Below are 23298 nucleotides of genomic sequence, written 5' to 3' on the forward strand. Positions count from 1 at the left end.
CGACGTCAGTAGACGTCCCGGACATAGCGCTTCTCCGCCGAAAGAGCCTTCACGTATGCCTCGGCACTGCGAGGAGCCAGTTTTCCGTGTTGAGCGACCACCCCGTTGAGGGCACTGTCGACGTCCTTGGCCATCCGGTTGGCATCGCCGCAGACGTAGAAGTGCGCTCCTTTCTGCAACCACTCCCACAGCAGCGCACCCCGCTCACGCATCCGGTCCTGCACGTAGACCTTGTCGGCTTGATCCCGGGAAAACGCGAGGTCGAGTTCGGTGAGGAATCCGTCTTTCCGCAATTCTTCGATTTCTTCGCGGTAGTAGAAGTCGGTCGCGGCGTGCTGTTCTCCGAAGAACAGCCAGTTCGGGCCCGTGTGCCCCAATGCCCGCCGCTCATGCAGGAAGGCACGGAACGGTGCAATGCCAGTCCCCGGACCGACCATGATCATCGGGGTCTCGGGATCGGAAGGTGGCCGGAAGTGGGTCGACTTCTGCACGTAGATACCGATGTCGTCATCGTGAGCGTGGTCGGCGAGGTAAGTCGAGCACACTCCACGCCGTGGGACACCCGCAACGTTGTATCGCACCGCGGACACCGTCAACTGCACTTCGCGTGGGTTCTCCTTCGGACTGGAAGATATCGAATACAGCCGCGGCTGAATCGGTTTGAGCAGCGAGAGCCATTCGTCGGTCGAGGCACGAACGGGCGACTGCGCGAGAATGTCGACGGACTGTCGTCCCCACGACCAGTCTTTGAACGTGGAGACATTCTCCGGCTTCAACAACTCGGCCAGGTCCGAATCGCGGGTTCGTTGATGCACGAATCGAATCATGTCGGTCGAGATTCGAGTGATCTCCAGGCGCTCGGTGAGCGCGGTACGCAGCGTCATTTCCCCGTACAGCCCCAGTTCGACGGTCTCGTCACCGTCGAGGCCAGTAAGGGTGAGCCACTCGTCGACGAACGGAGAGCTGTTTCGGGGCCAGACTCCGAGAGCGTCGCCGGCTTCGTAACTGACCGTGTCACCTGGAAGGTGAAAGCCCAACTGCCGCACGTCTTTGGAAGAACCCGGACGGTTGAGCACGACATTGCGCGTCAAGGCTGTGGTCAGTGGCGCCTTCTTGTTGTATCGCAGCGGCGGCGACATCGCCGGTGAAATCGGCGCGGCTGCAACGGTTGTCCCAGAATTCTTCTTTGCAACGACGACGTCGGTCGTCTCGCCGGCCACCGAGCTCCGAAGCTCAGCCGTGACCGCCTCCAGCCATCCAGCAGCGGTGTCCTCGAAATCGGGCTCGCAGTCGGCGCGATCGACGATACGACTGGCTCCCAGTTCGGCAAGGCGGGCGTCGAGCTTTCGTCCGTGTCCACAGAAGTCGGCATAGTTCGAGTCACCGAAAGCGATTACTGCATAACGTGTCTCGGACATGCGGGGCGCCGTGTCAGCAGACAACGCATCCCAGAAACCGCTGCCGTTGTCCGGGGATTCGCCGTCACCGGAGGTACTGGTGATCAGCAGGACCTCTCTGGTAGCTGCCAGGTCGGCGGCCGGGAATTCGTCCATCGCGTGCATCACGACGGGCAAGCCGATTCCCCCGAGACGAGTGGCGCACTCAGCAGCGAATTCTTCCGCGTTTCCGGTCTGCGATGCCCAGAGCACCACGATCGGCGCGCGCTCGGATCCAATACTCGGACTCGATGACAACGCAGGCCCGTCGGTGTCAGGAAGTGAGATCCGCGAGTACAGGCCGGCCAGAACACCGTCGACCCACATCCGCTTTTCGGCATCGAAGGGTGCCGTCGACGGCAAGGTAGGTACCCCGGCAGTGCGATCGGCGTCCGCACGCAACGCAGCGAGAAGGCCGGCCAGGTAGCTCTGCTGGAGCGCATCGAATACCACTGCAGGTGTTCCAGTTTGACCGAGGACGCCCGCGAGGACATCGGTTCGCGACAACGCCCGATCAGCTGGCGCGGGAGCCAGCAGCGCCGCCTCGGCGAGCACTGTTTCAGGTGTGTTCACGGCGACCTTCGTCATAGTGACAGCGCAGGCTTTGAACTCCGGTTGCTGCGAGGCAGGGTCGATGGCGTCGTTGGTGACGGCGTTGATGGACAGATATTCACCGAAGGCGTCGTTCCAGTGAAATGGGGCAAAGCAGTTCCCCGGACGCACTCGGTCGGTGACAACAGCCGGAAGCACAGCGCGACCGCGACGTGAGGCAACCTCGATCGCATCCTGGTCGACGATGCCGAGCCTGGCGGCGTCGTCGGGATGGATCTCGACGAAGGGACCTGGGTTGAGCTTGTTCAACTTGGCCACCTTGCCGGTCTTGGTCATGGTGTGCCACTGGTGCGCGAGACGACCGGTGTTGAGCAGGAAGGGGTAGTCGTCGTCGGGCATTTCGGCGGGAAGCATGTGCGGCCGTGCGAAGAACATCGCACGGCCAGTGGCGGTGGGAAATGCGAGCCGCGGAGTGCTGCCGTCCTCGCGGATCAGGAGCCTTTGACTGACACCGTCATTGACGTATCGGATGGGATGACGGTCCTGATCACTGTCTGGCGGGCATGGCCACTGAATCGATGTCTTGCGGAGGCGCTCGTAGGTGACGCCGCGTAAGTCGTAGCCGGTCTTCGGATTCCAGAACTGCTTGATCTCTTCGAACACCTCTTCGGCACAGGTGTAGGTGAACGCTTCGGCGTACCCCATCTCGCAGGCGATCCGGGCGATGATCTGCCAATCAGGCAGCGCCTGCCCAACCGGATCCAGTGCCTGCTGAAAGAGCGTCAGGTTGCGTTCGGAATTGATCATCACTCCGTCGGACTCTGTCCACAGCGAAGCAGGCAGCAGAACATCGGCGTATTCGTTGGTCTCGGTGCCCAGGAAAGCATCCTGGGTGATGACGAGGTGGGCCTTCTCCAAGCCGTCGATGACGGTCTTGCGGTTGGCTACCGTCGCAACGGGATTGGTGCAGATGATCCAGCACGCTTTGATGTCGCCCGCCGCCATTCGGGAGAACATGTCGATGGTGCCACCGCCGATGTCGGTGCGCAGCGAGCCCTGCGGGATCCCCCATCGGTCCTCGACGAAGTCGCGATCGGCGTCGACCATCACGGCGCGCTGACCTGGCAAACCTGGCCCCATGTAGCCCATTTCACGCCCACCCATGGCGTTCGGCTGACCGGTCAACGAGAACGGACCGCTGCCGGGCTTGCAGATCGCACCGGTCGCGAGGTGAAGGTTGCAGATGGCGTTGGTGTTCCACGTGCCGTGGGTGCTCTGGTTCAAACCCATTGTCCAACAGCTCATCCAGTTGGCGGCCTCACCGATCCACTGCGCTGCCGTGTGGATGTCGGCTTCGGAGATACCGGTGATCTCGCTGACCTTCGCAGGCGTGTACTCCGCGAGGAAACTGGGCATGACCTCCCAGCCTTCGGTGAAGTCGGCGATGAAGTCCGGATCGGTGTGGCCGTTTACGACGAGCAGGTGGAGTAGTCCGTTGAGTAGCGCGAGATCGGTGCCGGGAGCGATCTGCAGGAACAAGTTCGCCTTGTCGGCGGTGGCGGTGCGTCGAGGATCGACGACGATCAACTTCGCGCCCGCCTTGACCCGCTCCTGCATTCGAAGGAAGAGGATCGGATGGCAGTCCGCCATGTTCGCGCCGGTCACGAAGAACACGTCGGCATGTTCGAAGTCCTGATAGGAACCGGGCGGTCCGTCGGCCCCGAGCGATTGCTTGTATCCGGTGCCGGCACTTGCCATGCACAGTCGGGAATTCGATTCGATCTGATTGGTCCCGATGAAGCCCTTGGCCAGTTTGTTCGACAGGTACTGAGCTTCGAGTGACATCTGCCCGGACACGTACAACGCAAACGCGTCGGGACCGTGCTCGTCGATGATTGCCCGCAGGCGCTGGGCGGTGTCAGTGATGACTGCGGCCATGTCCGCCGCTTCGATCGCATCACCTCGGCGCGGACGGCGATATGCAGATTCCATGCGCCCCGGGCCTGCGAGCATGTCTGCGGTCGTGGTGCCTTTGGTGCACAGACGCCCGAAGTTGGTGGGATGTGTCTTCAGACCGGAAGACTTCGCAGCCTTCCGACGTCCCGTCTCCGGATCGGTGATGATGGCGAGGACAAGACCACAGCCGACCCCGCAGTACGCGCAGAGTGTGTCGACACTGGTGGTGGTGAGTTGAGCGCCCATCGATTCATGCATCCCTTCGACCGAGGATCAAGGTCGACTTCTATCTTCGGATGCAGTTGTTTCGGGAGTTCATGCTCGATGTTGCGTATCAATCACTCTTTCCTCACCGCGCCCTTCGGACCGATGTGCGGTCCCGGGACCGGCGGTCGTCGACGGGCAGCTGTACGCGAATGCCCAGTTCTACGCTCTGCCGCCGAATCGAGCGATGTAGTGCCAAACCTTCTTGACGTCCTGCGGATCGAAGGATGCACCCCGTGCGAGCCCCAGTACGGCAGGCGTCAGCCGCCTGCCGTGCGCAATTTCTCGGGCAAGGTCGATCACGGCCGCTCCCCGGTATTCGGGATGTTCGGCTATCTCGTCGACATCGACCGCGTATCCCTCGTGCCACAGCACCGGGCACGTGAACGAGTGGGCGATCTCTTCGATCAGTGTGCCCCGGTAACTCGGATCCAGAACGAGCGCCTCGACGTCCGTTCCGATGTCGACGGCGCCGTGGACGTGCGCCTCGATGTAGTGGTCGAGCGGATCGTCGAGCTCGGCAGCCCGTGCGGCGTCGACCAAGCTCATCGCTTCGGCCGTTCCGAAGAGATCAGGCTCGAAGACGCTGTCGGGAAAGCAGAAGGTGGTGCGGTCGAGTGTGTGCTCGGCAAGCCGGAAGTAGGACGAGCCGAACCGAGGGGATGCCCCGTAGGGATCGGCGGAGAAGTTCAACGCTCCGTACTTCGGCCGTTCCGAGGGCTCTCGCTCGTCGTAAGCTCCGCCGAATATCCGACTCTCCCAACGCCAACGATCGCCGCCGTGATGCGCCGTCAGTCCGCCGTTGCTCGTTCGAGTCTCGAACTGGGTCACATAGGTGCCTTGACGTGCGATCGAGGCCAGTGTCAGACCACGTTCAGACGGGAGGTCCGGATGAAAGTGCAACGTCACCCGGTGATTTCGATCCAACGGGCCGCCCTTCGAGAGACCGCTCACGTGCGCAATCGCGGCAGACCAAGGAGTGGAATCAACAGGCATTCGCCCATTATCCGGATATGGAAGCAGCGCCGGTGAAGAAATCGACCAGTGAATACGGTGTGCCTTCACCGAGGCAGAGATCAAGGATCACGTGCGAGTCCGCGGCCTCGGATGCGCTGCGCACGAACATCGCTTCTTCGTACTCGGCGAGTGCCCCTTCGATGTCGTCGGGGTGCGTGGCGATCGCCTTTCCCAGTTCGGCGCCGTCGAACATCGCCAAGTTCGCACCCTCACCGGACGGGGACATCAGGTGCGCCGCGTCACCGAGAAGCGTCACCCCAGGCACGCGATCCCATCGGTGCTCGTCGGGAAGTGCATGGATCGCGCGCGGAATCGGAGCGGTTTCGCCATCGGTGATCAGCGCCGTGAGTTCCGGTGCCCAACCGTCGAACTCGGCCGCGACCCGCGCTGTCGCAGCGGCGGCGTCGGTGAAATCGATACCGGCAAACCACTCCGCCGGACGGTTCAGCTGAACGTAGGTGTGCACGATGTCTCCCGCCTCTCGATGCGCGGCGATCGCTTTTCCTGGTGCGGGCGCGTACATCGCCCCGTCCCCGACGGCTTCGGCTGCAGCCGAATGCTTCTCGTCGACGTCGTAGAGGTAGGTCTCGACGAACGTGGTGCCGACGTATTCCGGCTTCGCATCGGAGAGCAGCGGCCGGACCTTCGACCAGGCACCGTCTGCACCGACGAGAAAGTCGGTGGTCACTGTCGAACCGTCGACGAAGGTCAACTCGTGGCGATCATCTCCGAGCGAGCGCACAGTGTCGACTTTGCGTCCCCATTCGATCGTGTAGTCCGGAAGGGAATCAATCAGGATTCGACGGAGGTCGCCGCGCAGCACCTCGGGACGTGCTCCCGTGCCGTCGTCGGGTTCGTCGAGGAGCACGGCGGCGTGTTGATCGAGTACGCGCGACGCGGCGCCGCCCGCGTGGATGATCGCGCGGAACTCGTCGGTAAGGCCGGCAGCGTCGAGCGCGGCCTGACCGTTGTGTTCGTGGATGTCGAGTTGACCGCCCTGCGTGCGAGCTTCTGCCGACAGTTCCGCCTCGTAGATCTTCGACCGAATTCCATGAACGTGAAGGACACGCGCGAGGGTCAGACCGCCGAGGCCCGCCCCGATGATCGTTATCGAGTTGCTCATGTTTGTTTCCTTTCAGGCTTCGATTGGAACGTCGTTCCAATGACATCTTGGAACGGCGTTCCAGATATGTCAAGATGGTTCGCATGGCGACCAGGAATCAGCGGACCGAACGACGTACGGATGCGCTCTCGAAGGAGCGAATCGTCGAGGCTGCGATCGAGATCCTCGACGACGAGGGCGAAGCCGCGCTGACATTTCGCGCACTCTCCGCACGCCTGGCAACAGGTAGCGGGGCGATTTACTGGCACGTTGCCAACAAGAGCGAACTGCTCGCCGCGGCGACCGACGACGTCATCGCCCGCGTGACAACCGGTGCAACCGAAGGCGCAGCCCCACGGGAGGCGATCCGGACCATCACCCTCGGCGTGTTCGACGCGATCGACGCCCACCCCTGGGTCGGCACCCAACTCTCACGTGAACCGTGGCAATCAGCGGTGATGCAGATCTTCGAAAGTCTCGGCGAGCAACTCCAGGCGCTCGGCGTTCCCGAATCGGCACAGTTCGACTGCGCGTCCGCGCTCCTGAACTACGTGCTCGGTCTCGCCGGACAGTACGCCGCGGGCGCCCGTCTGCTCCCCCGTGAGACAGATCGGTCCGCTTTCCTCGCGGGCGTCGCCACGCGATGGGAAGAACTCGACTCTGCGAAGTACCCGTTCCTCAATCAGGTGACGGCGCAGTTGCGCGACCACGACGACCGAGAACAGTTTCTGGCAGGCATCGAGCTCATCCTCGCGGGGATCGACACCGTCCGATAGCGGCCGTAGCCGTCAGCGTGAATGAACAGCGGTGTTGGATCCGAGCGCTATATCGAGGAAATCTCTTGCCGCACCGCGCAATCCGCGATCGGGATCCCAGACGGCTTGGAGTCGACGCGGCATCCGCAAGCCGTCGACGTTGACCGCGACCAGTCGGCCGTCCGTCAGGTCGGCGGCAACTGCCAGCGACGACAGAACAGCCGGGGCGTTGCCTGCCACCACCGCAGCCTTGACAGCGGTACACGAGGTGAGCTCGAGCAGCGGCGGCACACAATCGGGAACAGCATTCTCGAGCGTCAGGCGCGTACCGGACCCTGATTCTCGCTGAATCAGCGGTGTGCGTGCGAGTTCCTCGACCGGAACGGGCACACCATTCGCCCAGTCGTGTCCCGGCGGCACAACCACGACGAGGTGATCACGCGCTACTTCGCACGACGCGAGCGCCGACGGCACATCCGGCCCTTCGACAAATCCGATATCGGCCTGGCCGGCCTGAACTTGAGCAGAGACGTCCGAGGAATTGTGCAAGCTCACCGACGCCACGACGTTGGGGAACTTGTGCCGCATCGCGACCGTCCATCCGGGAACCAGATACTCGGCGATGGTCATGCTGGCGGCAACCGTGACGGCAGCATCACGTTCACCGCGAAGTGCGGCAACTCCCGATGCCATTTCCTCGGCACTGACGAGGATGTGACTTGCCCACTCGAGAATCAGACCGCCCTCGGCGGTGGGACGAACACCGGTCGCCGCTCGATCGAACACCTTGATTCCGAGTTGGCGTTCGACCGAACGCACCCGGGCGCTGACCGCCTGCTGACTGAGTCCGTGCTCCCGGCCGGCAGCACCCATGCTGCCCAGACGCCCTACGGAAAGGAGGACGTCGAGGGCACTGAGTTCCGGCACCCGAGGAGACAACGACATAGTCCCAAGATTAGACCCACAAGGCGAGTTTGTGGGCATTCAAGAACAACCGGTCTACCGGTACGGACCGGATGAGACGACAGTGAAATACATGACCACCACAACGAGTTCCACCTTCGCCCACATCACTCCGAACTGGTTCGCGGCAGCGATGGGAACGGGAATCGTGTCGGTGGCCGCCGCTTCGCTCGAACCGGAGATCGAGGGCTTGAAACTGGTCTCCGAGATCTTCTGGGTTCTGGCGGTTCTCGTACTGTGCGCCTTGATCGGAGCATTTGCCACCCATTGGTCACAACATCGATGTCAGGCCCTCGCCTACCTGCACAGCCCCGCGATGTTCCCCTTCTACGGCGCCGTCGCAATGGCACTGCTGACCGTGGGATCCGCAACCGGCATCACCGGCCCGGACTTCCTCGGCCACGACGTGGCGATCACCGTGTCGCTGACACTGTGGACACTCGGCACGGCACTCGGCCTGGTCACCTACGTCGTGATGATGATTCGACTCGTTCGAGATGCCGGGATGGCGACGGCAATGCCGTTCTGGCTCATGCCCGTCGTACCTCCGATGGTCTCGGCCACCACCGGCGCAGCGGTCAGCACCCACATGCCCGAAGGCGCTCCACGCATCGCGGTACTGGTTTTCTGCTACATCCTGTTCGCTCTGGCGCTGACCGCCGCCATCGGCATTCTGGTAGCCGTCGCCAGGCAGTTCGCACGCAACCGTTCGGCCGGCGTCGACGTGATCCCGTTCAATGCCATTCCCTCACTGTGGATTCCGTTGGGCGTGATCGGACAGTCGATCGCGGCATCCAACCTGTTGGCCGCCGCCTCACGGCATGCACTCAGCCCCGAGCATGCCGACACCCTGCACGAATTCGGGATCGCCTACGGAACCGTCGTCGGAATCATCGGCGTGATCGCGTTTGTCACCGTCACCGTCGTCACCATCCACGCACTGCGCCGCGGCTTGGACTTCTCGCTCGGCTGGTGGAGCTTCACCTTCCCCATCGGAGCATGTGCCGTCGGAGCGAATGCCTTCGGAGTCGCCACCGGTTCCACCCTGATCCTGGGAATCGCACTTGCCCTGCTGACCGTACTGATCCCCATCTGGGCAACCGTCGCGGTCAGGACCGTCCGGTCGATCCGCAGTGGAGTTCTACCGGCGGCTGCATGAATTCGCACCGATGAGTTTTGGCTCGCCGTACGGTCTGTACTCACGTAGACCATTGTCGAGAGCAGGAGTACACGGTGAGTCAGTTATTGCGAGTGCAGAATTTCGGCGTTTCGAGTGACGGAATAGCCTGCGGTCCGGACCAGAGCTTCGAGAGCCCGTTCGGCCTGGACCACGGTGAAATGTTTGCGTGGGCAGGAGCTACGGCCAGCTGGCCCAATCGCACCGATCCCGGCGGCAGCCGAGGCCTCGACGACTATTTCACGCGGGACTTCTCCAACAACATCGGCGCCGAAATCATGGGCCGCAACAAATTCTCACCCTACCGCGGCCCTTGGGAGAATCTCGAGTGGCAGGGCTGGTGGGGCGACGAGCCACCGTTCCACACCCCGGTTTTTGTCTTGACCCACCACGTGCGGCCGTCGTTCACGCTATCGGACACGACATTCCACTTCGTCGACGCCGACCCCGCGACGGCCCTCGCGCAGGCACGTGAGGCAGCGCAGGGCAAGGACGTTCGACTCGGCGGCGGAGTCAGCACTATCCGTGAATTCCTCGACGCCGATCTGGTCGACACGATGCACATCGCTGTCTCCCCGATCGAATTCGGATCCGGTCTACGACTGTGGGAGACACCTGACGAGTTACTCGACCGCTTCAACCTCGACGTTGTGCCGAGCCCGAGCGGCGTGACGCACCACCTGTTCTGGCGGAAGTGACGTGTTGGGGCAGCTCCGTAAACGGGAGCTGCCCCAACAGTTACGCACTATTCGCCGGTCTCGACCTGGCGCCCCGACTGGTACCACGCCATCGTTCCACCGGCCACCGAAACGGCATTGATGCCGCGAGCCTGCAGATACTCAGCGGCTTGCAAGCTCCGACCACCGACGGCGCAGATGATGTACACCGTTTCCGCGTCCGGAATTTCACCCACGCGAGAGACGAATTCGCTGAGCGGAATGAGCGTCGCACCGGGAACTCGGACCTGAGCGAACTCATCGGCCTCACGGACGTCGATCAACGGCTCACCCGCTGCCAAAGCCGTGTCCAGTGCATTCAAATCGACTTCCAACATTTCTTCTGCGCCTGCCTTCGTGTTCGCTGCTGTCCGAATAGACGGTACCCGCGCGTTTTCGTGCAGCTCCCTTTACGATCTGACAATGACCAATACGGTTCCCGAAAAGTCCGGTTTTTGGAGTCGCCCCACCGTATGGAAAGTGCTCCTGCTGATCGTCGTCTACCTGGCGTTCTATCTTGCTGTCGGGCAGGTTACCTCCAGGGTTTTTGCAGACCAGATCGACACGGACAATGTCGTGGCAAGCGCCTCCAGCATCCTCCTCGGCGTCGCATTGCCCATCGCGATCGGCGGGATCGCCCTGCTGGTTTTCACGACAAAGGTCGGCTGGCTGCGCGGCGTCTTCGGCCCACAACCCATTCGTGGGCGCGGTTGGATGTGGATCGGTCCGATCATCGTGGTCGCCGCCATTGTTGCGCATCTGGCGGGAACCGATTGGAGCGCTTGGACCACCGGCGAGGTAATCGCCCTGCTGGTGCTCGGTGCGTGCGTCGGCCTGACCGAGGAATTGGCCACCCGTGGCCTGGCAGTGAAGATGTTGCGCGACGCCGGCCACCGGGAACGCTTTGTCGCCGTCGTGTCGTCCCTGGTGTTTGCACTCATGCACACCGTCAACCTCATCGCCGGGATGAAGGCGTCAACCGTCCTTGTCACCGTGGTCTACACCTTCGGTTTCGGTATGTGCATGTACCTGACAATGCGTGTGACGGGCACGATCTGGGCCGCAATCGTGTTACACGGCCTCACCGACCCCACCACAATTCTCTCGACCGGCGGGCTGGACACTTCGGTGACCACGGAAGTGAGCGGCGCCGCCGCCATCACCTCTCTACTGACGGTCCTCTTGGTCGTCTTCGGGGTGATCGCCGTCTTCCTCATCCGAGATCGAATCGGCGAAGAACGGCACACACCCGTCTCGGCCTGACCGACCGCGACCGTACAAGACATACTTGTGCCCATGCCTTCTCGAACCAAGTACTCGTTCGCCGTCGTGACTGCATCGTGTGTGCTGGCACTCTCCGGTGCCGTCACTCATGCCACCGCGGGGGTTCCGACAACTCCCGAAGTCGCGACCACCGAATCCATCGCGTCGGAATCGATCAGCGATCTGTATGCAGCCCAGGGCGCGCACGAAGTGGCTGCCGATTCAGTTCCCGGGTACCAACTGTTCTACCCAGCCGACTTGTCGTCTGATGGCAATCGGCATCCCGTCGTCACCTTCGGCAACGGCAGCTATGCGACTTACGAAGAGTACGAAGCGCTCCTGCAGCATCTCGCTTCTTGGGGTTTTGTCGTTGTGGTGGCCGACAGCAGCGTCACCGGCGACGGGACGGAGATCTTGGGGGCTGCCCAGTACGTCGTCGATCAGAACACCAACGCTGAGAGCATTTTTCACCAGCGGATCGACACCGACAACATTGCCTCGGTCGGACACTCCCAGGGCGCCGGTGGCGCGATCAACGCGGCAACCCAGTCCGCGAATCTGATCACCGCCACGGCGGTACTCGATTTGCCTGACCCGTGGTGGGCCTCGCGACCTGTCGACGTGATCGACGTGGCCCAGTTGACCGGACCGACGTTCTTCATGACCGGCGCCGACGACCCGGTCTCCACCGCCGATCCGCAAGCTGAGTACTTCGACAAAACCGCCGGACCGGCGGTCCGCGGCAGACTGCTTGGCGTCGGCCACAATTGGGCCGCAGATGGCGAAGGATTCCGGGGCTACCTCACCGCGTGGCTGAGATTCACCCTGAGCGGCGACCAGACTGCCGCACGTGCATTTGTCGGCGACTCGGCGGAAATCCTCACCGATCCCCGTTGGGACCGGCAAGCGATCAAGGGTTTGTGATGACGATCTTGCCGTAGGCCTGCCCGGATTTCTGCTGCTCGAAAGCGTCAGCGAGGCGGTCGAGGCTGAAGGAAGAATCTATGACGGGACGAAGCGCCAGGCTCTCCAGCCCGGCGACCATCTCCTCCTGATGTGCACGACTGCCCACCAGAACACCTTCGATGGTGACCTGTTTGGTCAGTAGCGAAGTCAGGTCGATCGACGACGAGGGGCCGTTCATGATGCCAAGCGCGCAGATTCGCCCGCCTGGTCGGACTGCCGCCAGAGATTGGCCGAGGGTGGACGGCCCGCCGACGTCGAGGACGAGGTCGATCCCGCCGCTGAGCCGCATCGCTTCCGAACCCCAGTCCGGGCGCTCACGGTAGTTGACCACGTGATCGGCACCGAGCTCGACCAATCGTGCCATCTTGTCGGGGGCCGACGACGTTGCGATCACCTGAGCTCCAACAGCTTTGGCCAGCTGGACGGCAAACAGCGCCACCGTGCTGGTCCCAGGGATCAACACCGACGACCCTGGGATGATCGGGACTCCGGCAAATAGTGCGCGCCACGCTGACAAACCTGCGGTGGGCAAGGTAGCGGCTTCCTCGTAGGTGTAGTTTCGCGGCATCACTGTCACAGCAGATACCGGCACGGTGACGGTGTCGCGGGCGAACCCGTCGACACCGTCACCCGGCGAATTTCCGAATCCGTCGAAATCCGGTGTGCCGCTCCGCCAATGCGGCAAATAGGTGCTCATCACGCGATCTCCGACGCTGAACTGCGTTACGCCGTCTCCGACCGCAACGACCTCCCCGGCAGCATCGGACAACAGGATCCGCGGACCGTCGGTTGCTATCTCTCCGGTCGCCACGAGGTAGTCATGGTGGTTGAGCGAATTCGCGTGGATCGCGATCGTCACCTCACCCGCACCCGGGCCCGGGGTCTCGATCGTCCTCGATTCGAGGTTGTTCAATCCTCCAGGCGGGAGTACGTACACGGCGCGGTTGGTCATGGTGTGGATCCTCGCACGAATGGTGATCGGGTGACGTTCGGAAAGGGTTCTGCTGCTCAGAGGAGAGAAGCGGTGAACCCTCCGTCGAGAACCAGGCTGCTGCCGTTGCACCACGACGACTGGTCGCTCGCAAAGAACACTGCGGCGGCGGCAACTTCCTCGGTCCGGCCGTAGCGCGTCTGCTTCGTGACCATCAAGTCGTCGAATCCCCCGGACTCGAGGCCGAGGGCATTCTCGAAATCCTGCTGGTGACTCTTGACCAGGTCGGTATCGATGAATCCGGGCAGCAATGCATTCGCGCGGATTCCGTGGAAGCGAAGTTCGGCTGACAGGGTTTCGGTGAGATTGCGAACTGCTGCTTTGGCTGCGGCATAGCTGCCGATCAAAGGCGAGCCGGTGGTCGACGAGATCGACGAGATGTTCACGATCGAACCGCCACCGGATGCGACGAGAGCGGGCAGCGAATGACGCACTGTCAAGAACACTCCATCGAGGTTGACCGACATCACTTTCCGCCAGTCCTCGAACGAGGTCTCGATCAGCGGGGTCGTGGTGGCGATACCGGCGTTGGGTACTACGACGTTCAGTCCGCCGAACTCTTCGACCGCTCTGGCGACGAGATCCTTGACCTGCTGTTCGTCGGTGACATCAGTTGTGACAGCGATAGCTCCGTCGATCGAGTCCGCCACTGCCTGTGCTCCGCCACCGTTGATGTCGGAGACCACGACCCTCGCGCCCTCCGCCCCGAACGCCCGGGCAATGGCGGCGCCGATTCCGGCACCTGCGCCGGTGACAATTGCAACTTTGTTCGCGAGAAGATCGGACATGTCAGCGTTCCCCTTCAATTCTCGGTCGGGACGTAGAAAAGCAATTCGGGTCCGGTGTCGCCGGTGGTCGCGATGGCCTCGGACATGTCGAGAGTTCCGTCGCCCAAAGCACTTCCCAACGCCTGCGCGGTGCCCGCGAGATCTTCCGTGTCGAGTTGATAGATGCTCAGGTAGCGGCGCGCGGGCAATGCATCCTCGGGCAGCAACTGCACATCCGCCAGGAAGAATCTGGAGGCGGAGACAACTCCGGGCACTCGTTCGACGACCTGCGGAATATGCACGTCGTCGTACCAACGGTTGAACGCATCCTCCGAAGACGGATCGGCGGGGTGTACGTGTGCGACGAGAATCGCTGTGCTCATGAAGTTCCTCTTCGACTCGAAGTGCTTTGGTTCAGCGCGTTTGGAAGGCGACGATATTCACGCGCAAGGCAACTGACCGCGGCTGCGTGTGGTGAATCGATCGCGCTCAAGCGACAACCCTAGGGAGCAAATGTGACCCGCACCATATGCTCGGAGGTCAGAGTTGAGCTCCACATTTGTCCTCTCGGCACAAAACTGTCTCTCGGCACTAACACGGTGGCCAGAATCAGGCGTTAACGGAAGTCTCGCGATTTGGCCGTTACTCGCAGATCCATCAGCTGCATCCGGTCTGCCACGACGGTGACAGCGCCTTCTGCATTCTGCACCTTCCCTCGAATAAGCAACGCCGGCGCCGTATTTGCCAATTTTCGGTACTTTGCCCACAACCCCACCGAACACACGACGTTGACCATGCCGGTTTCGTCCTCGAGGTTGATGAACGTGACGCCCGCAGCTGTGGCCGGACGCTGCCGGTGTGTGACTGCTCCCCCCACCAGCACACGGTCACCGTCCGGGATGTCGAGAAGTCTCGACGCCGGCACCACGCCGAGCGCGTCGAGCTGTGGGCGGAGGAATTGTGTCGGGTACGTGTCGGGAGATACTCCTGTCGCCCAGACATCCGCCGCCGCCAATTCGACGTCACTCATGCCGGGCAAGGTGGGAGCTGTGACCGACGCACCGATACCGGGCAAGCGGTCGGGGCGCTCCCCCGCCGCAGCGCCCGCTGCCCACAGCGCTTCTCTACGCGAGATACCGAAGCTGGCTAGCGCACCGGCGGTCGCCAGCGATTCAGCTTGTGCGGTAGTCAGTTCCACCCGCCCCGTCAGATCGAGAAACGACGTGAACGGTCCACCGAGGTCGCGCTGTTCGACAATTTTCTCGGCGAGTGCATCGCCGATGTTGCGCACTTCCCCCAGCCCCAGCCGAACCTCGAATCCACCTGCCTCGACGGTGGCATGCGCGAGGCTGACATTGATGTCTGCACCGTGTACCTGCACTCCGTGCCGGCGCGCATCGGCAACCAAGGACTGCGGCGAGTAGAAACCCATGGGCTGCGCGCGCAGAAGTCCGGCGCAGAACGCAGCGGGATGATGAAGTTTGAACCACGAGGAGTAGAAGACCAGCGCGGCAAAACTCTGTGAATGGCTTTCCGGGAAACCGAAATTAGCGAATGCATACAGCTTTTCGTAGATCCGGTCGGCAACCTCGTCACCGATGCCGTGTAGGTCTCGCATGCCCTGATAGAACCTCGCACGCAGTTGTTCCATCTTCTCGGTGGAGCGTTTCGATCCCATTGCCCGACGCAATTGATCGGCCTCGGACGGCGTGAAGCCCGCAACGTCGACGGCCATCTGCATCAACTGTTCCTGGAACAGCGGAACCCCCAACGTGCGTTCGAGTGCCTTCTCGAGCGACGGATGGTCGTAGGACACAGGTTCGAGTTTGTTGCGCCGACGAATGTACGGATGCACTGACCCGCCTTGGATCGGCCCCGGACGGATGAGCGCGACCTCGACTACCAGGTCGTAGAAGTTTCGAGGCTTCAGACGCGGCAGTGTCGCCATCTGCGCACGTGATTCCACTTGGAACACACCCACCGAATCTGCCCGCTGCAACATCTCGTACACCGCTGTTTCCGACAGATCGAGTTGCGCCAAATCGACTGTGATGCCTTTGTGTTCGGCCACCAGATCCATCATGTAGTGCAAAGCTGAGAGCATGCCGAGGCCGAGCAGATCGAACTTGACCAGCCCAGCGGCAGCGCAATCGTCCTTGTCCCATTGCAGGACACTGCGATTGGCCATCCGCGCCCACTCCACCGGGCAGACGTCGGCGATGGGACGATCGCAGATGACCATGCCGCCTGAGTGGATACCGAGGTGCCGCGGATAGCCTTCGATCTGCGCCGCCAGTTCGAGTACCGGACGCGGAATATCGGTATCCGCATTCTTGTCGATACCACCCCACCGGCCGACCTGCTTACTCCACGCATCTTGCTGTCCCTGCGAAAAGCCCAGCGCCCGAGCCATGTCCCGCACCGACGACTTTCCTCGATAGGTGATGACATTGGCTACCTGCGCGGCATACGTACGCCCGTACTTCGCGTACACGTGCTGGATCGCCTCTTCCCGGCGATCCGACTCGATGTCCACGTCGATGTCCGGCGGGCCGTCACGTTCAGGCGCAAGAAACCTCTCGAACAGCAGTTTGTTGCGAACCGGATCGACATTGGTGATGCCGATCGCGTAACACACCGCCGAGTTCGCAGCGGAACCTCTTCCCTGACAGAGGATGTCGTTGTTCTTGCAGAACGACACGATGTCATGCACCACCAGGAAATATCCGGGAAAGTTCAATCCCTCGATGATGGCAAGTTCATGTTCGAGCTGTTTGTATGCCTTCGGTGCACCTTCCGGCGGTCCGTAGCGTTCCAGCGCCCCCACCATGGTGAGCTCACGCAACCACGACGCCTCGGTATGCCCGGCTGGCACGTCGAACGGTGGCAATTTGGGCGCGATGAGCTTGAGATCGAAAGCGCACTCACGACCAAGATCGGCGGCACTACTGACAGCCTCGGGATAGAGCGAGAACAGTGCCGCCATCTCCGCGCCGGACCGCAGGTGCGCTCCGCCGGTAGGGGCCAACCATCCTGCTGCCTCGTCCAAGCTTTGACGCGACCGCACAGCCGCCATTGCCATGGCGAGGCGTCGACGCGGAGGAGCGGCGAAGTGCGCGGCGGTGGTCGCCACCGTACGTAGTCCATGCTCTCTCGCCAATTCGGCCAGAACGGCATTGCGCTCGTCGTCCTCCGCCAACCCATGATGAGTGAGTTCCACCGACACTCGCTCCGCCCCGAAACGCTCGACCAGATCCCCCAAGGCATCCGCCGCTGCTTCGCGACCACCCGACGTCAAGGCTTGCCGCACATGACCTTTCCGGCACCCGGTCAGGATCTGCCAGTGACCACCGGCCGCTTCGGTCAGCACGTCGTAGTCGTACTGCAGTTTGCCCTTCTCGCCGCCCGCCAGATGCGCGGCAGCGATCTCCCGCGAGAGCCGGCGATACCCTTCCTGCCCACGGGCAAGTACCAGGAGGTGCGTTCCACCGGGATCTGCCGTGCCGGTTCTGGGTACCGAATCCAGAGACAACTCGGCCCCGAACACGGTGCGCATTCCCCATTCACGTGCGGCTTCCGCAAACCTCACCACGCCGTAGAAGCCGTCGTGATCGGTGACGGCGATAGCTTCGAGCCCGAGACGCACTGCTTCCTCGACCAGCTCTTCCGGCGGTGATGCACCGTCGAGGAAACTGAAGGCCGAGTGAGCGTGCAGTTCTGCGTAAGGAACTACACCGGCACCACGGGTGAGCTCGCCCGCGTGGTACTCGCCGCGCTTTCTTGACCAGGCGGGGCTGTCGCTTCCATCGCCCGGAAACAAATCCTCATGTTCCACACGGCCGGGTCGTCCGGAAAGCACCCGTTCCATCTCGGACCACGTCGGCGGCCCATTTCCCCAACCCACACTGACCTCGCACCTGATCGAGTCGGCCGTCAGGGACGACCGACTGCTCGAGGATGCCGAAAGGGAAGACGCACCACATGCATCGAACTGATGTTCGATGCAGATTCAGTCTGACAGGTCACTCACCCACAGTCAACAGAGCGAATCTCAACCCTCACCGTCTCGTCACATTCAGATGTACGCATGTCTGCACTCCGTTCACTTTCGCCCCAGATCATTAGCGGCGTTCATAATCTCCATCCATACTGTTTCCAGGAGTACTACTCGTATGTCGTTCTCGCGCAACACACGTAGGTTGACGGCCGTCGCCGGCGCCGTCGCCGTTCTGGCCGCTGCCGGCTGCAGCAGCAGCGCCGACGAGGCCACCGGCTCGAACGGCACGACCGTCGATCGCGCCGCGACCGGCGAACTGTCCTCGAACGGTGGTGCTCGCCGCATCGACGGTGATCAGTCGGCCGCAGTGCGCGACGCCGTCAACGCTTCCGGCGCGAAGAACGTCATTCTCTTGATCGGCGACGGCATGGGCGACTCGGAGATCACCGCCGCGCGCAACTACGCCGAGGGCGCTGCCGGCAGCTTCCCCGGTCTCGATGCCCTGCCGATCACCGGCCAGTACACGCACTACGCACTGACCAAGGACGGCAAGCCCGACTACGTCACCGACTCCGCAGCCAGCGGATCGGCATGGTCCACCGGCACCAAGACCTACAACGGCGCGATTTCCGTCGACATCAAGGGTCAGGCCCAGTCGACCGTCCTCGAGATCGCCAAGGCGAACGGCAAGGCCACCGGCAACGTCTCCACCGCCGAGGTGCAGGACGCCACCCCCGCAGTGCAGGTCGCGCACGTCAGTGGCCGCAAGTGCTACGGACCGGAGGCAACGTCCAAGTCCTGCCCGGAGAACGCCCTCGAGAACGGCGGCAAGGGGTCGATCAGCGAACAACTCCTCGACACCCGCGCCGACGTCACCTTCGCCGGCGGCGCCAAGTCCTTCGCCGAGACTGCGAAAGCCGGTGACTGGCAGGGCAAGACACTCAACGAGCAGGCCGCAGCTCGGGGCTACCAGCTGGTGAAGAATGCCGCCGAGATGAACGAGGTCGGCAAGGCCGATCAGGATGCACCCGTGCTCGGCTTGTTCGCCGACGGCAACATGCCCGTCCGCTGGGAAGGCTCTGTCGCCACCCGTGACGGTTACCTGCAGCCCGCAGAAACCTGCGTCGACAACCCCAAGCGAACCTCCGACGTGCCCAAGCTCGCGGACATGACTCAGAAGGCCATCGACCTACTGAAGGTCAACGACAACGGATTCTTCCTCCAGGTCGAAGGTGCCTCGATCGACAAGCAGGATCACGCAGCCAACGCATGCGGTCAGATCGGTGAAACCGTCGACCTCGACGAAGCTGTGCAGAAGGCACTCGAATTCGCGAAGACCGACGGAGAAACCCTGGTCATCGTCACAGCCGACCACGCTCACACCAGCCAGATCGTCACCAATGTCAGCGCCGACGACATCGCCACCATCGCCAAGGACCAGAACATCCCGGTCGAGCGCGCCCAGGAAATCGTCTACCCCGGCCTGACCCGCAAGCTGACCACCAAGGACGGCTCGGAGATGACGATCAGCTACGGAACGTCCGAGGATCCGGCCGTCGAGTCCGAAGGACACACCGGAACTCAGTTGCGCGTAGCAGCTTTCGGCCCGCATGCGGCCAACGTCAGCGGTCTCACGGACCAGACCGACCTGTTCTTCACGATGACCGACGCGCTGGGACTCGACCGTTCCAAGGTCGCAGCTCACTGATCCGATAACACCTGAATCCGCCCACCCACAGTCACACCAGAGCAGCCAAGGCGCGCACCCGATCTTCGGGTGCGCGCTTCGGGCAACTGGTGCATTTGCCTTCACCGGGTACCTCGTAGATCAGGCAGCACGACGCCCGCTGCGTGAATCTGCGTCGCCCGAATGCCACCGGCGTCAATGGATTACTTACGCGCACAGCAGATTCTCTGCGATCCACGTCCACGAAACGCGGGACCGGAATGCCCGGGTTCTCACCGCGGAGAACTTCGATCAGACCGGCCGCAAATGCACTTCCGCGCTCCCGCGCATTACCGGCGGCATCGAGGCTGCGATTGGCGATGGAGTCCGTTGTGATCGCCCACAGCGCCTGCTGCCGAACGCCGGACACCTCGGCGAGTACCTCGATCACGGGACTGAGTGAGCGGAACATCGCGTGGCCCAACTCCGCCACACTCCGCGAGATCGGAATGACCGATCCGGCAGCAAACCCGCCCAGATAGCCGTTGTCACGCAAGAAGATCCGCCCACCGTCCAACGATGGATCGGCCGCGAACCCGGTGACCATCCCGGTTCCGATCGGAATGCCGGTCAGCGTCGAGCTGGCCGAGTACCACCACAACGTGCCGTTCACTCGACTGTCCGCACTCCCCCATCGCTCTGCCGTATCGGCGACACGTGCTGCCAACCACTGGGGGTCGGTCATCAAGACCGCGGGCACCGTATCCGGATACGCGCTCAGGTTGTCGAAGAACGGCACAGCTACTGCCATACGGGCGTAGATCCCGGCCACCGATTCCGTCATGCCAGCCCCAATATCTCCATCCGCGGACGTACTCCGCGTTCGACTCGCGCCCTGATGCCGAAAACCTCGGCCAACAACGGCTCGTCCAACACCTCGACCGTAGACCCACACGCGCGGAGTTCACCTTCGGTGAGCACGGCAAGGTTGTCGCAGTACTCGACTGCCAACCGTAGATCGTGCATCGTGACCACAACTGCGAGCCCCGCCGACGCAAGTTCGGTAAGCAGTTCCATCACGATCAACTGGTGACGAAGATCGAGATGATTGGTCGGCTCGTCCAACAACAGAACCTTGGGCTCCTGAGCCAATGCGCGAGCTATCGAGACACGTTGCCGCTCACCACCCGACAGGGTCGATACGTCTCGTCCGGCAAGCTCGACCAAACCGACCTGCTCGATGCACCGGTCCACGATGGCGGTATCGCGCTCCGTGCTTCGGTCCAACCAGCTGCGGTGCGGAGTTCGTCCGAGCGCGATCGATTCACGAACCGACAGTCCTGCCGAGACAGTGGGTTCTTGAACACTTGCCGAGACAGTTCGGGCGATGTCCTTACGCGAGAGCGTCGTCGAGTCGACTTGATCGATCAGAACTGCGCCACCTGTCGGCGTCAAAGCGTTGTAGCAGCAGCGCAGCGCCGTCGTCTTGCCACTGCCGTTCGGCCCGACCAAGCCCAATATTTCACCGGACTTGACTGCGAAAGTGATGCCGCGCAACACTTCGCGATTTCCGAGCCGCGCCCGGGTCTCGACGAGTTCGAGCAGGGGCGCAGTTTCGGAGTCTTTCGGGAGTGCCACTGTTCTGGCCTGTGTCACTGTTCTGGCCTGTGTCACTGTTCGAGCCTCCGATACTGCCGGTAGAGCATCCAGACGAAGATCGGTGCACCCACGAGGGCCGTGATCACTCCGACCGGAACTTCAGTGGATTGTGCCACCGAGCGCGCAGCGGTATCTGCGGCAACCATCGCGACGGCGCCCAGCAGGGCTGCAGCAGGGAGCAGTCGAATTGCTCTGGTGCCGACGATGAAGCCGGCCAGATGCGGGATCAGCAGACCGATGAAACCGATTCCACCGGCAACGCTGACTGCTGCGCCCGCCAGTACGGAGACCGCGAGCAAGGACAACACACGGAACCGTCGGACGTTCATACCGAGTGCAGCAGCCCCGTCGTCACCGGTCTGCAAAACGTCCATCCATCGCGAACTGAACAGAAGGGCTGTGCCGACGACGGCCAGTGTGATCGTCGGGAAGATCAGCGTCGACCATCGTGCATCACCGAATCCGCCGGCAATCCAGTGCATCACCGACGTCACGTGCCGATCATCGGCCAATACCAGGATGCAAAAGGTGATGAGCGCCGAGAATATCTGGGCGAGCGCGACACCCACCAAAATGATCGCGGTCGGCTGCGGATACCGGCCGCCGATCAGCAGTGCGAGAAACAACGGGATCATCGCCCCGACGAATGCTGCGACCGGAATCGTGAAAACCCCGAGGAGGCCGGCGCCGAAACCCAGCACCGACACGAGCACCACCATGAATCCCGCGCCCGACGAGACTCCGAGCAGATACGGATCGGCAAGCGGATTACGGGTGACAGCTTGAGCAACTGCACCTGCCATGGCCAACGAAGCACCCACTACCGCGGCAGTGAGTGCACGTGGCAGGCGGGAGTCGATCACGATCGACTCCCGCGCCGCGGTCCACCACGTCTCGAAAGTCCCTGGCGCCAAACGGGCTCCGACTATCGCCCAGACGTCACCGACGGGAATGCGAACCGATCCCAAGGAGACGGCCAACCCCAGGACGATCGCCAAGGCGACCGCCAAGCCGACAAGCAGGGCGCCGTACCCGTAATGCGTGCGGGTCACTTCGCCGCGTCAGCGCCTGGATGGAAGGCTGTTGCGATGGTCTGTGCCGAACGCACCAACCGTGAACTCTCGAACAGGTCAGCGAGAGGAACCACGACGAACCGGTTCTGCTGCACAGCAGGGGTGGTCGCCATCAACGGCTGGGCACGGAGGAAGTCGATCTTCTGCTCGGCGGTCTTGTCGCCGTAGTCGATGACCACGATTGCCTGGGGTGCACGCTCGGCAACAGCTTCCCACGATGCGTCGATGTAGGGCTTTGTCCCTTCGGCGAAGATGTTCGAGACGCCGGAGTATTCCGCGACCAATTGACCGACGCCGACTCCGCCGATGGTCGTCGGAACCTGGTCACCGCTGTCGTAGAAGAAGGTCGGTACCGGCGCCGCGTCTCCGACCGAAGCGCGGACGGAATCGAGACCATCGCTGATCTGCTCTGCGACCTCGCGGGCGGAATCTTCGACGCCCAGGACTCGACCGAGTTGCGTGTAGTCGTTCTCGAGCAATCCGATGTCGGGGAAACCGGTGCCACAGTATTCCGAGAAGAGGAAGGTGTTGATTCCGCGCTCGCCGAAAGCGTCTCGGGAACGGCCTTGCTTCTCGTTGAAGGCACTGGTCATTCCTCCGACCACGAAGTCCGGATCGACGTCGAGGACCTGCTCCATGCTGGGGAACGTATCGGAAAGGCTGGGAATCTTGTTGAATACATCGGCGGTCTCGGCAGTTGGCGGGTTGTCGCTGTACGCCCGCCCGACAATCCGATCACCCGCGCCGATCTCGATGAGGGCTTCGGTGACGTGTCCGTTCAAAGACACGATGCGCTGCGGCGGCGAATCGAAGGTCATCTCGCGATCGCAGTTGGTCACGGATACCGGCTGTGCGAAGGATTCCGCAGCAGACGCCGACTCTGATTCCTGACCTTTGGAACAACCTGCCGAAACCAAGGCGACCGCGATGAGAACAGCGGCGGCGCGGGACGGGGAGAACTGAAGTGACACGGGGACC

The 23298-nt window shown here is 62.4% G+C and carries 19 protein-coding genes; 6 read left to right on the forward strand and 13 right to left on the reverse strand.

Annotated elements, in window-relative coordinates:
* Nucleotides 1–5 precede the first annotated feature (5 nt).
* From ABH939_RS09620 to ABH939_RS09630, 3 genes are all read right to left on the reverse strand, one after another.
* Nucleotides 6–4190: a molybdopterin-dependent oxidoreductase gene (locus tag ABH939_RS09620; RefSeq protein WP_404649577.1), complete on the reverse strand. Its 4185-nt coding sequence runs from the start codon at nucleotides 4188–4190 to the stop codon at nucleotides 6–8.
* Between the two features lie 180 nt (nucleotides 4191–4370).
* Nucleotides 4371–5204: a DUF3626 domain-containing protein gene (locus tag ABH939_RS09625; protein ID WP_404649578.1), complete on the reverse strand. Its 834-nt coding sequence runs from the start codon at nucleotides 5202–5204 to the stop codon at nucleotides 4371–4373.
* 7 nt (nucleotides 5205–5211) lie between these two features.
* Complete coding sequence (locus ABH939_RS09630) at nucleotides 5212–6348, reverse strand: NAD(P)/FAD-dependent oxidoreductase (RefSeq protein WP_007727411.1); 1137 nt, start codon at nucleotides 6346–6348, stop codon at nucleotides 5212–5214.
* 74 nt (nucleotides 6349–6422) lie between these two features.
* Here ABH939_RS09630 and ABH939_RS09635 point away from each other — a divergent pair, with 74 nt between their 5' ends.
* Entirely contained in the window at nucleotides 6423–7103 is a 681-nt protein-coding gene (locus ABH939_RS09635) for a TetR/AcrR family transcriptional regulator (RefSeq protein ID WP_007727412.1), read from the forward strand.
* Between the two features lie 12 nt (nucleotides 7104–7115).
* Here the strand turns inward: ABH939_RS09635 and ABH939_RS09640 are convergent, their stop codons facing one another.
* On the reverse strand, nucleotides 7116–8027 hold the full coding sequence (locus tag ABH939_RS09640; protein WP_030535095.1) for a LysR family transcriptional regulator: 912 nt from the start codon (nucleotides 8025–8027) through the stop codon (nucleotides 7116–7118).
* Nucleotides 8028–8118: 91 nt separating this feature from the next.
* On the opposite strand from ABH939_RS09640, the gene ABH939_RS09645 reads away from it, so the two are divergent.
* Nucleotides 8119–9204: a TDT family transporter gene (locus tag ABH939_RS09645; protein WP_042449826.1), complete on the forward strand. Its 1086-nt coding sequence runs from the start codon at nucleotides 8119–8121 to the stop codon at nucleotides 9202–9204.
* 74 nt (nucleotides 9205–9278) lie between these two features.
* On the forward strand, nucleotides 9279–9920 hold the full coding sequence (locus ABH939_RS09650) for a dihydrofolate reductase family protein (RefSeq protein WP_003940771.1): 642 nt from the start codon (nucleotides 9279–9281) through the stop codon (nucleotides 9918–9920).
* Between the two features lie 47 nt (nucleotides 9921–9967).
* Here the strand turns inward: ABH939_RS09650 and ABH939_RS09655 are convergent, their stop codons facing one another.
* The gene (locus ABH939_RS09655; RefSeq protein ID WP_003940684.1) at nucleotides 9968–10276 is read right to left on the reverse strand and encodes a rhodanese-like domain-containing protein; all 309 of its coding nucleotides are present in this window, start codon (nucleotides 10274–10276) and stop codon (nucleotides 9968–9970) included.
* A gap of 85 nt (nucleotides 10277–10361) precedes the next feature.
* Here ABH939_RS09655 and ABH939_RS09660 point away from each other — a divergent pair, with 85 nt between their 5' ends.
* The gene (locus ABH939_RS09660; RefSeq protein ID WP_058226425.1) at nucleotides 10362–11201 is read left to right on the forward strand and encodes a CPBP family intramembrane glutamic endopeptidase; all 840 of its coding nucleotides are present in this window, start codon (nucleotides 10362–10364) and stop codon (nucleotides 11199–11201) included.
* A 33-nt stretch (nucleotides 11202–11234) separates the two neighbouring features.
* Nucleotides 11235–12125: a dienelactone hydrolase family protein gene (locus ABH939_RS09665; RefSeq protein ID WP_058226424.1), complete on the forward strand. Its 891-nt coding sequence runs from the start codon at nucleotides 11235–11237 to the stop codon at nucleotides 12123–12125.
* Here the strand turns inward: ABH939_RS09665 and ABH939_RS09670 are convergent.
* The 4 genes from ABH939_RS09670 to ABH939_RS09685 all read right to left on the reverse strand — a co-directional run bounded on the left by ABH939_RS09670 (nucleotide 12112) and on the right by ABH939_RS09685 (nucleotide 17829).
* On the reverse strand, nucleotides 12112–13119 hold the full coding sequence (locus tag ABH939_RS09670; RefSeq protein ID WP_058226423.1) for an NAD(P)-dependent alcohol dehydrogenase: 1008 nt from the start codon (nucleotides 13117–13119) through the stop codon (nucleotides 12112–12114). The two genes, ABH939_RS09665 and ABH939_RS09670, sit on opposite strands and share 14 nt — an antisense overlap.
* A gap of 56 nt (nucleotides 13120–13175) precedes the next feature.
* Entirely contained in the window at nucleotides 13176–13946 is a 771-nt protein-coding gene (locus ABH939_RS09675; RefSeq protein ID WP_030535097.1) for a glucose 1-dehydrogenase, read from the reverse strand.
* A 14-nt stretch (nucleotides 13947–13960) separates the two neighbouring features.
* A complete protein-coding gene (locus ABH939_RS09680) occupies nucleotides 13961–14308 on the reverse strand; it encodes a hypothetical protein (RefSeq protein ID WP_007727425.1) in 348 nt (115 codons plus the stop codon).
* Nucleotides 14309–14541: 233 nt separating this feature from the next.
* Entirely contained in the window at nucleotides 14542–17829 is a 3288-nt protein-coding gene (locus ABH939_RS09685) for an error-prone DNA polymerase (protein WP_404649579.1), read from the reverse strand.
* Between the two features lie 268 nt (nucleotides 17830–18097).
* Between ABH939_RS09685 and phoA the strand changes: the two genes are divergently transcribed.
* Entirely contained in the window at nucleotides 18098–19630 is a 1533-nt protein-coding gene (gene phoA / locus ABH939_RS09690) for an alkaline phosphatase (RefSeq protein ID WP_064112340.1), read from the forward strand.
* A 31-nt stretch (nucleotides 19631–19661) separates the two neighbouring features.
* Here the strand turns inward: phoA and ABH939_RS09695 are convergent, their stop codons facing one another.
* Genes ABH939_RS09695 through ABH939_RS09710 form a run of 4 tightly spaced genes read right to left on the reverse strand, consistent with a single transcriptional unit; the run spans nucleotide 19662 to nucleotide 23291 of the window.
* Nucleotides 19662–20432, reverse strand: coding sequence for a (2Fe-2S)-binding protein (locus ABH939_RS09695; protein ID WP_404649580.1), 771 nt, complete (start codon nucleotides 20430–20432; stop codon nucleotides 19662–19664).
* Nucleotides 20429–21262: an ABC transporter ATP-binding protein gene (locus ABH939_RS09700; RefSeq protein ID WP_082238961.1), complete on the reverse strand. Its 834-nt coding sequence runs from the start codon at nucleotides 21260–21262 to the stop codon at nucleotides 20429–20431. The genes ABH939_RS09695 and ABH939_RS09700 overlap by 4 nt, the downstream gene beginning before the upstream one ends.
* Nucleotides 21259–22299, reverse strand: coding sequence for a FecCD family ABC transporter permease (locus ABH939_RS09705; protein WP_404649581.1), 1041 nt, complete (start codon nucleotides 22297–22299; stop codon nucleotides 21259–21261). Before ABH939_RS09705 ends, ABH939_RS09700 begins: the two co-directional genes overlap by 4 nt.
* Nucleotides 22296–23291 carry an ABC transporter substrate-binding protein gene (locus ABH939_RS09710; RefSeq protein WP_054188177.1) on the reverse strand — a complete coding sequence of 332 codons (996 nt, stop codon included), beginning with the start codon at nucleotides 23289–23291 and terminating at the stop codon, nucleotides 22296–22298. The genes ABH939_RS09705 and ABH939_RS09710 overlap by 4 nt, the downstream gene beginning before the upstream one ends.
* Between the last annotated feature and the right edge of the window lie 7 nt (nucleotides 23292–23298).

The sequence above is a fragment of the Rhodococcus sp. 27YEA6 genome (assembly GCF_044908235.1).
Classification (GTDB): domain Bacteria; phylum Actinomycetota; class Actinomycetes; order Mycobacteriales; family Mycobacteriaceae; genus Rhodococcus_F; species Rhodococcus_F qingshengii.

Bases quoted from the DNA above. Each gene is read 5' to 3' on its own strand.
- ABH939_RS09620 (WP_404649577.1), bottom strand. From the start codon at position 4,190: ATGGGCGCTCAACTCACCACCACCAGTGTCGACACACTCTGCGCGTAC.
- ABH939_RS09625 (WP_404649578.1), bottom strand. From the start codon at position 5,204: ATGCCTGTTGATTCCACTCCTTGGTCTGCCGCGATTGCGCACGTGAGC.
- ABH939_RS09630 (WP_007727411.1), bottom strand. From the start codon at position 6,348: ATGAGCAACTCGATAACGATCATCGGGGCGGGCCTCGGCGGTCTGACC.
- ABH939_RS09635 (WP_007727412.1), top strand. From the start codon at position 6,423: ATGGTTCGCATGGCGACCAGGAATCAGCGGACCGAACGACGTACGGAT.
- ABH939_RS09640 (WP_030535095.1), bottom strand. From the start codon at position 8,027: ATGTCGTTGTCTCCTCGGGTGCCGGAACTCAGTGCCCTCGACGTCCTC.
- ABH939_RS09645 (WP_042449826.1), top strand. From the start codon at position 8,119: ATGACCACCACAACGAGTTCCACCTTCGCCCACATCACTCCGAACTGG.
- ABH939_RS09655 (WP_003940684.1), bottom strand. From the start codon at position 10,276: ATGTTGGAAGTCGATTTGAATGCACTGGACACGGCTTTGGCAGCGGGT.
- ABH939_RS09660 (WP_058226425.1), top strand. From the start codon at position 10,362: ATGACCAATACGGTTCCCGAAAAGTCCGGTTTTTGGAGTCGCCCCACC.
- ABH939_RS09665 (WP_058226424.1), top strand. From the start codon at position 11,235: ATGCCTTCTCGAACCAAGTACTCGTTCGCCGTCGTGACTGCATCGTGT.
- ABH939_RS09670 (WP_058226423.1), bottom strand. From the start codon at position 13,119: ATGACCAACCGCGCCGTGTACGTACTCCCGCCTGGAGGATTGAACAAC.
- ABH939_RS09675 (WP_030535097.1), bottom strand. From the start codon at position 13,946: ATGTCCGATCTTCTCGCGAACAAAGTTGCAATTGTCACCGGCGCAGGT.
- ABH939_RS09680 (WP_007727425.1), bottom strand. From the start codon at position 14,308: ATGAGCACAGCGATTCTCGTCGCACACGTACACCCCGCCGATCCGTCT.
- phoA (WP_064112340.1), top strand. From the start codon at position 18,098: ATGTCGTTCTCGCGCAACACACGTAGGTTGACGGCCGTCGCCGGCGCC.
- ABH939_RS09695 (WP_404649580.1), bottom strand. From the start codon at position 20,432: ATGACGGAATCGGTGGCCGGGATCTACGCCCGTATGGCAGTAGCTGTG.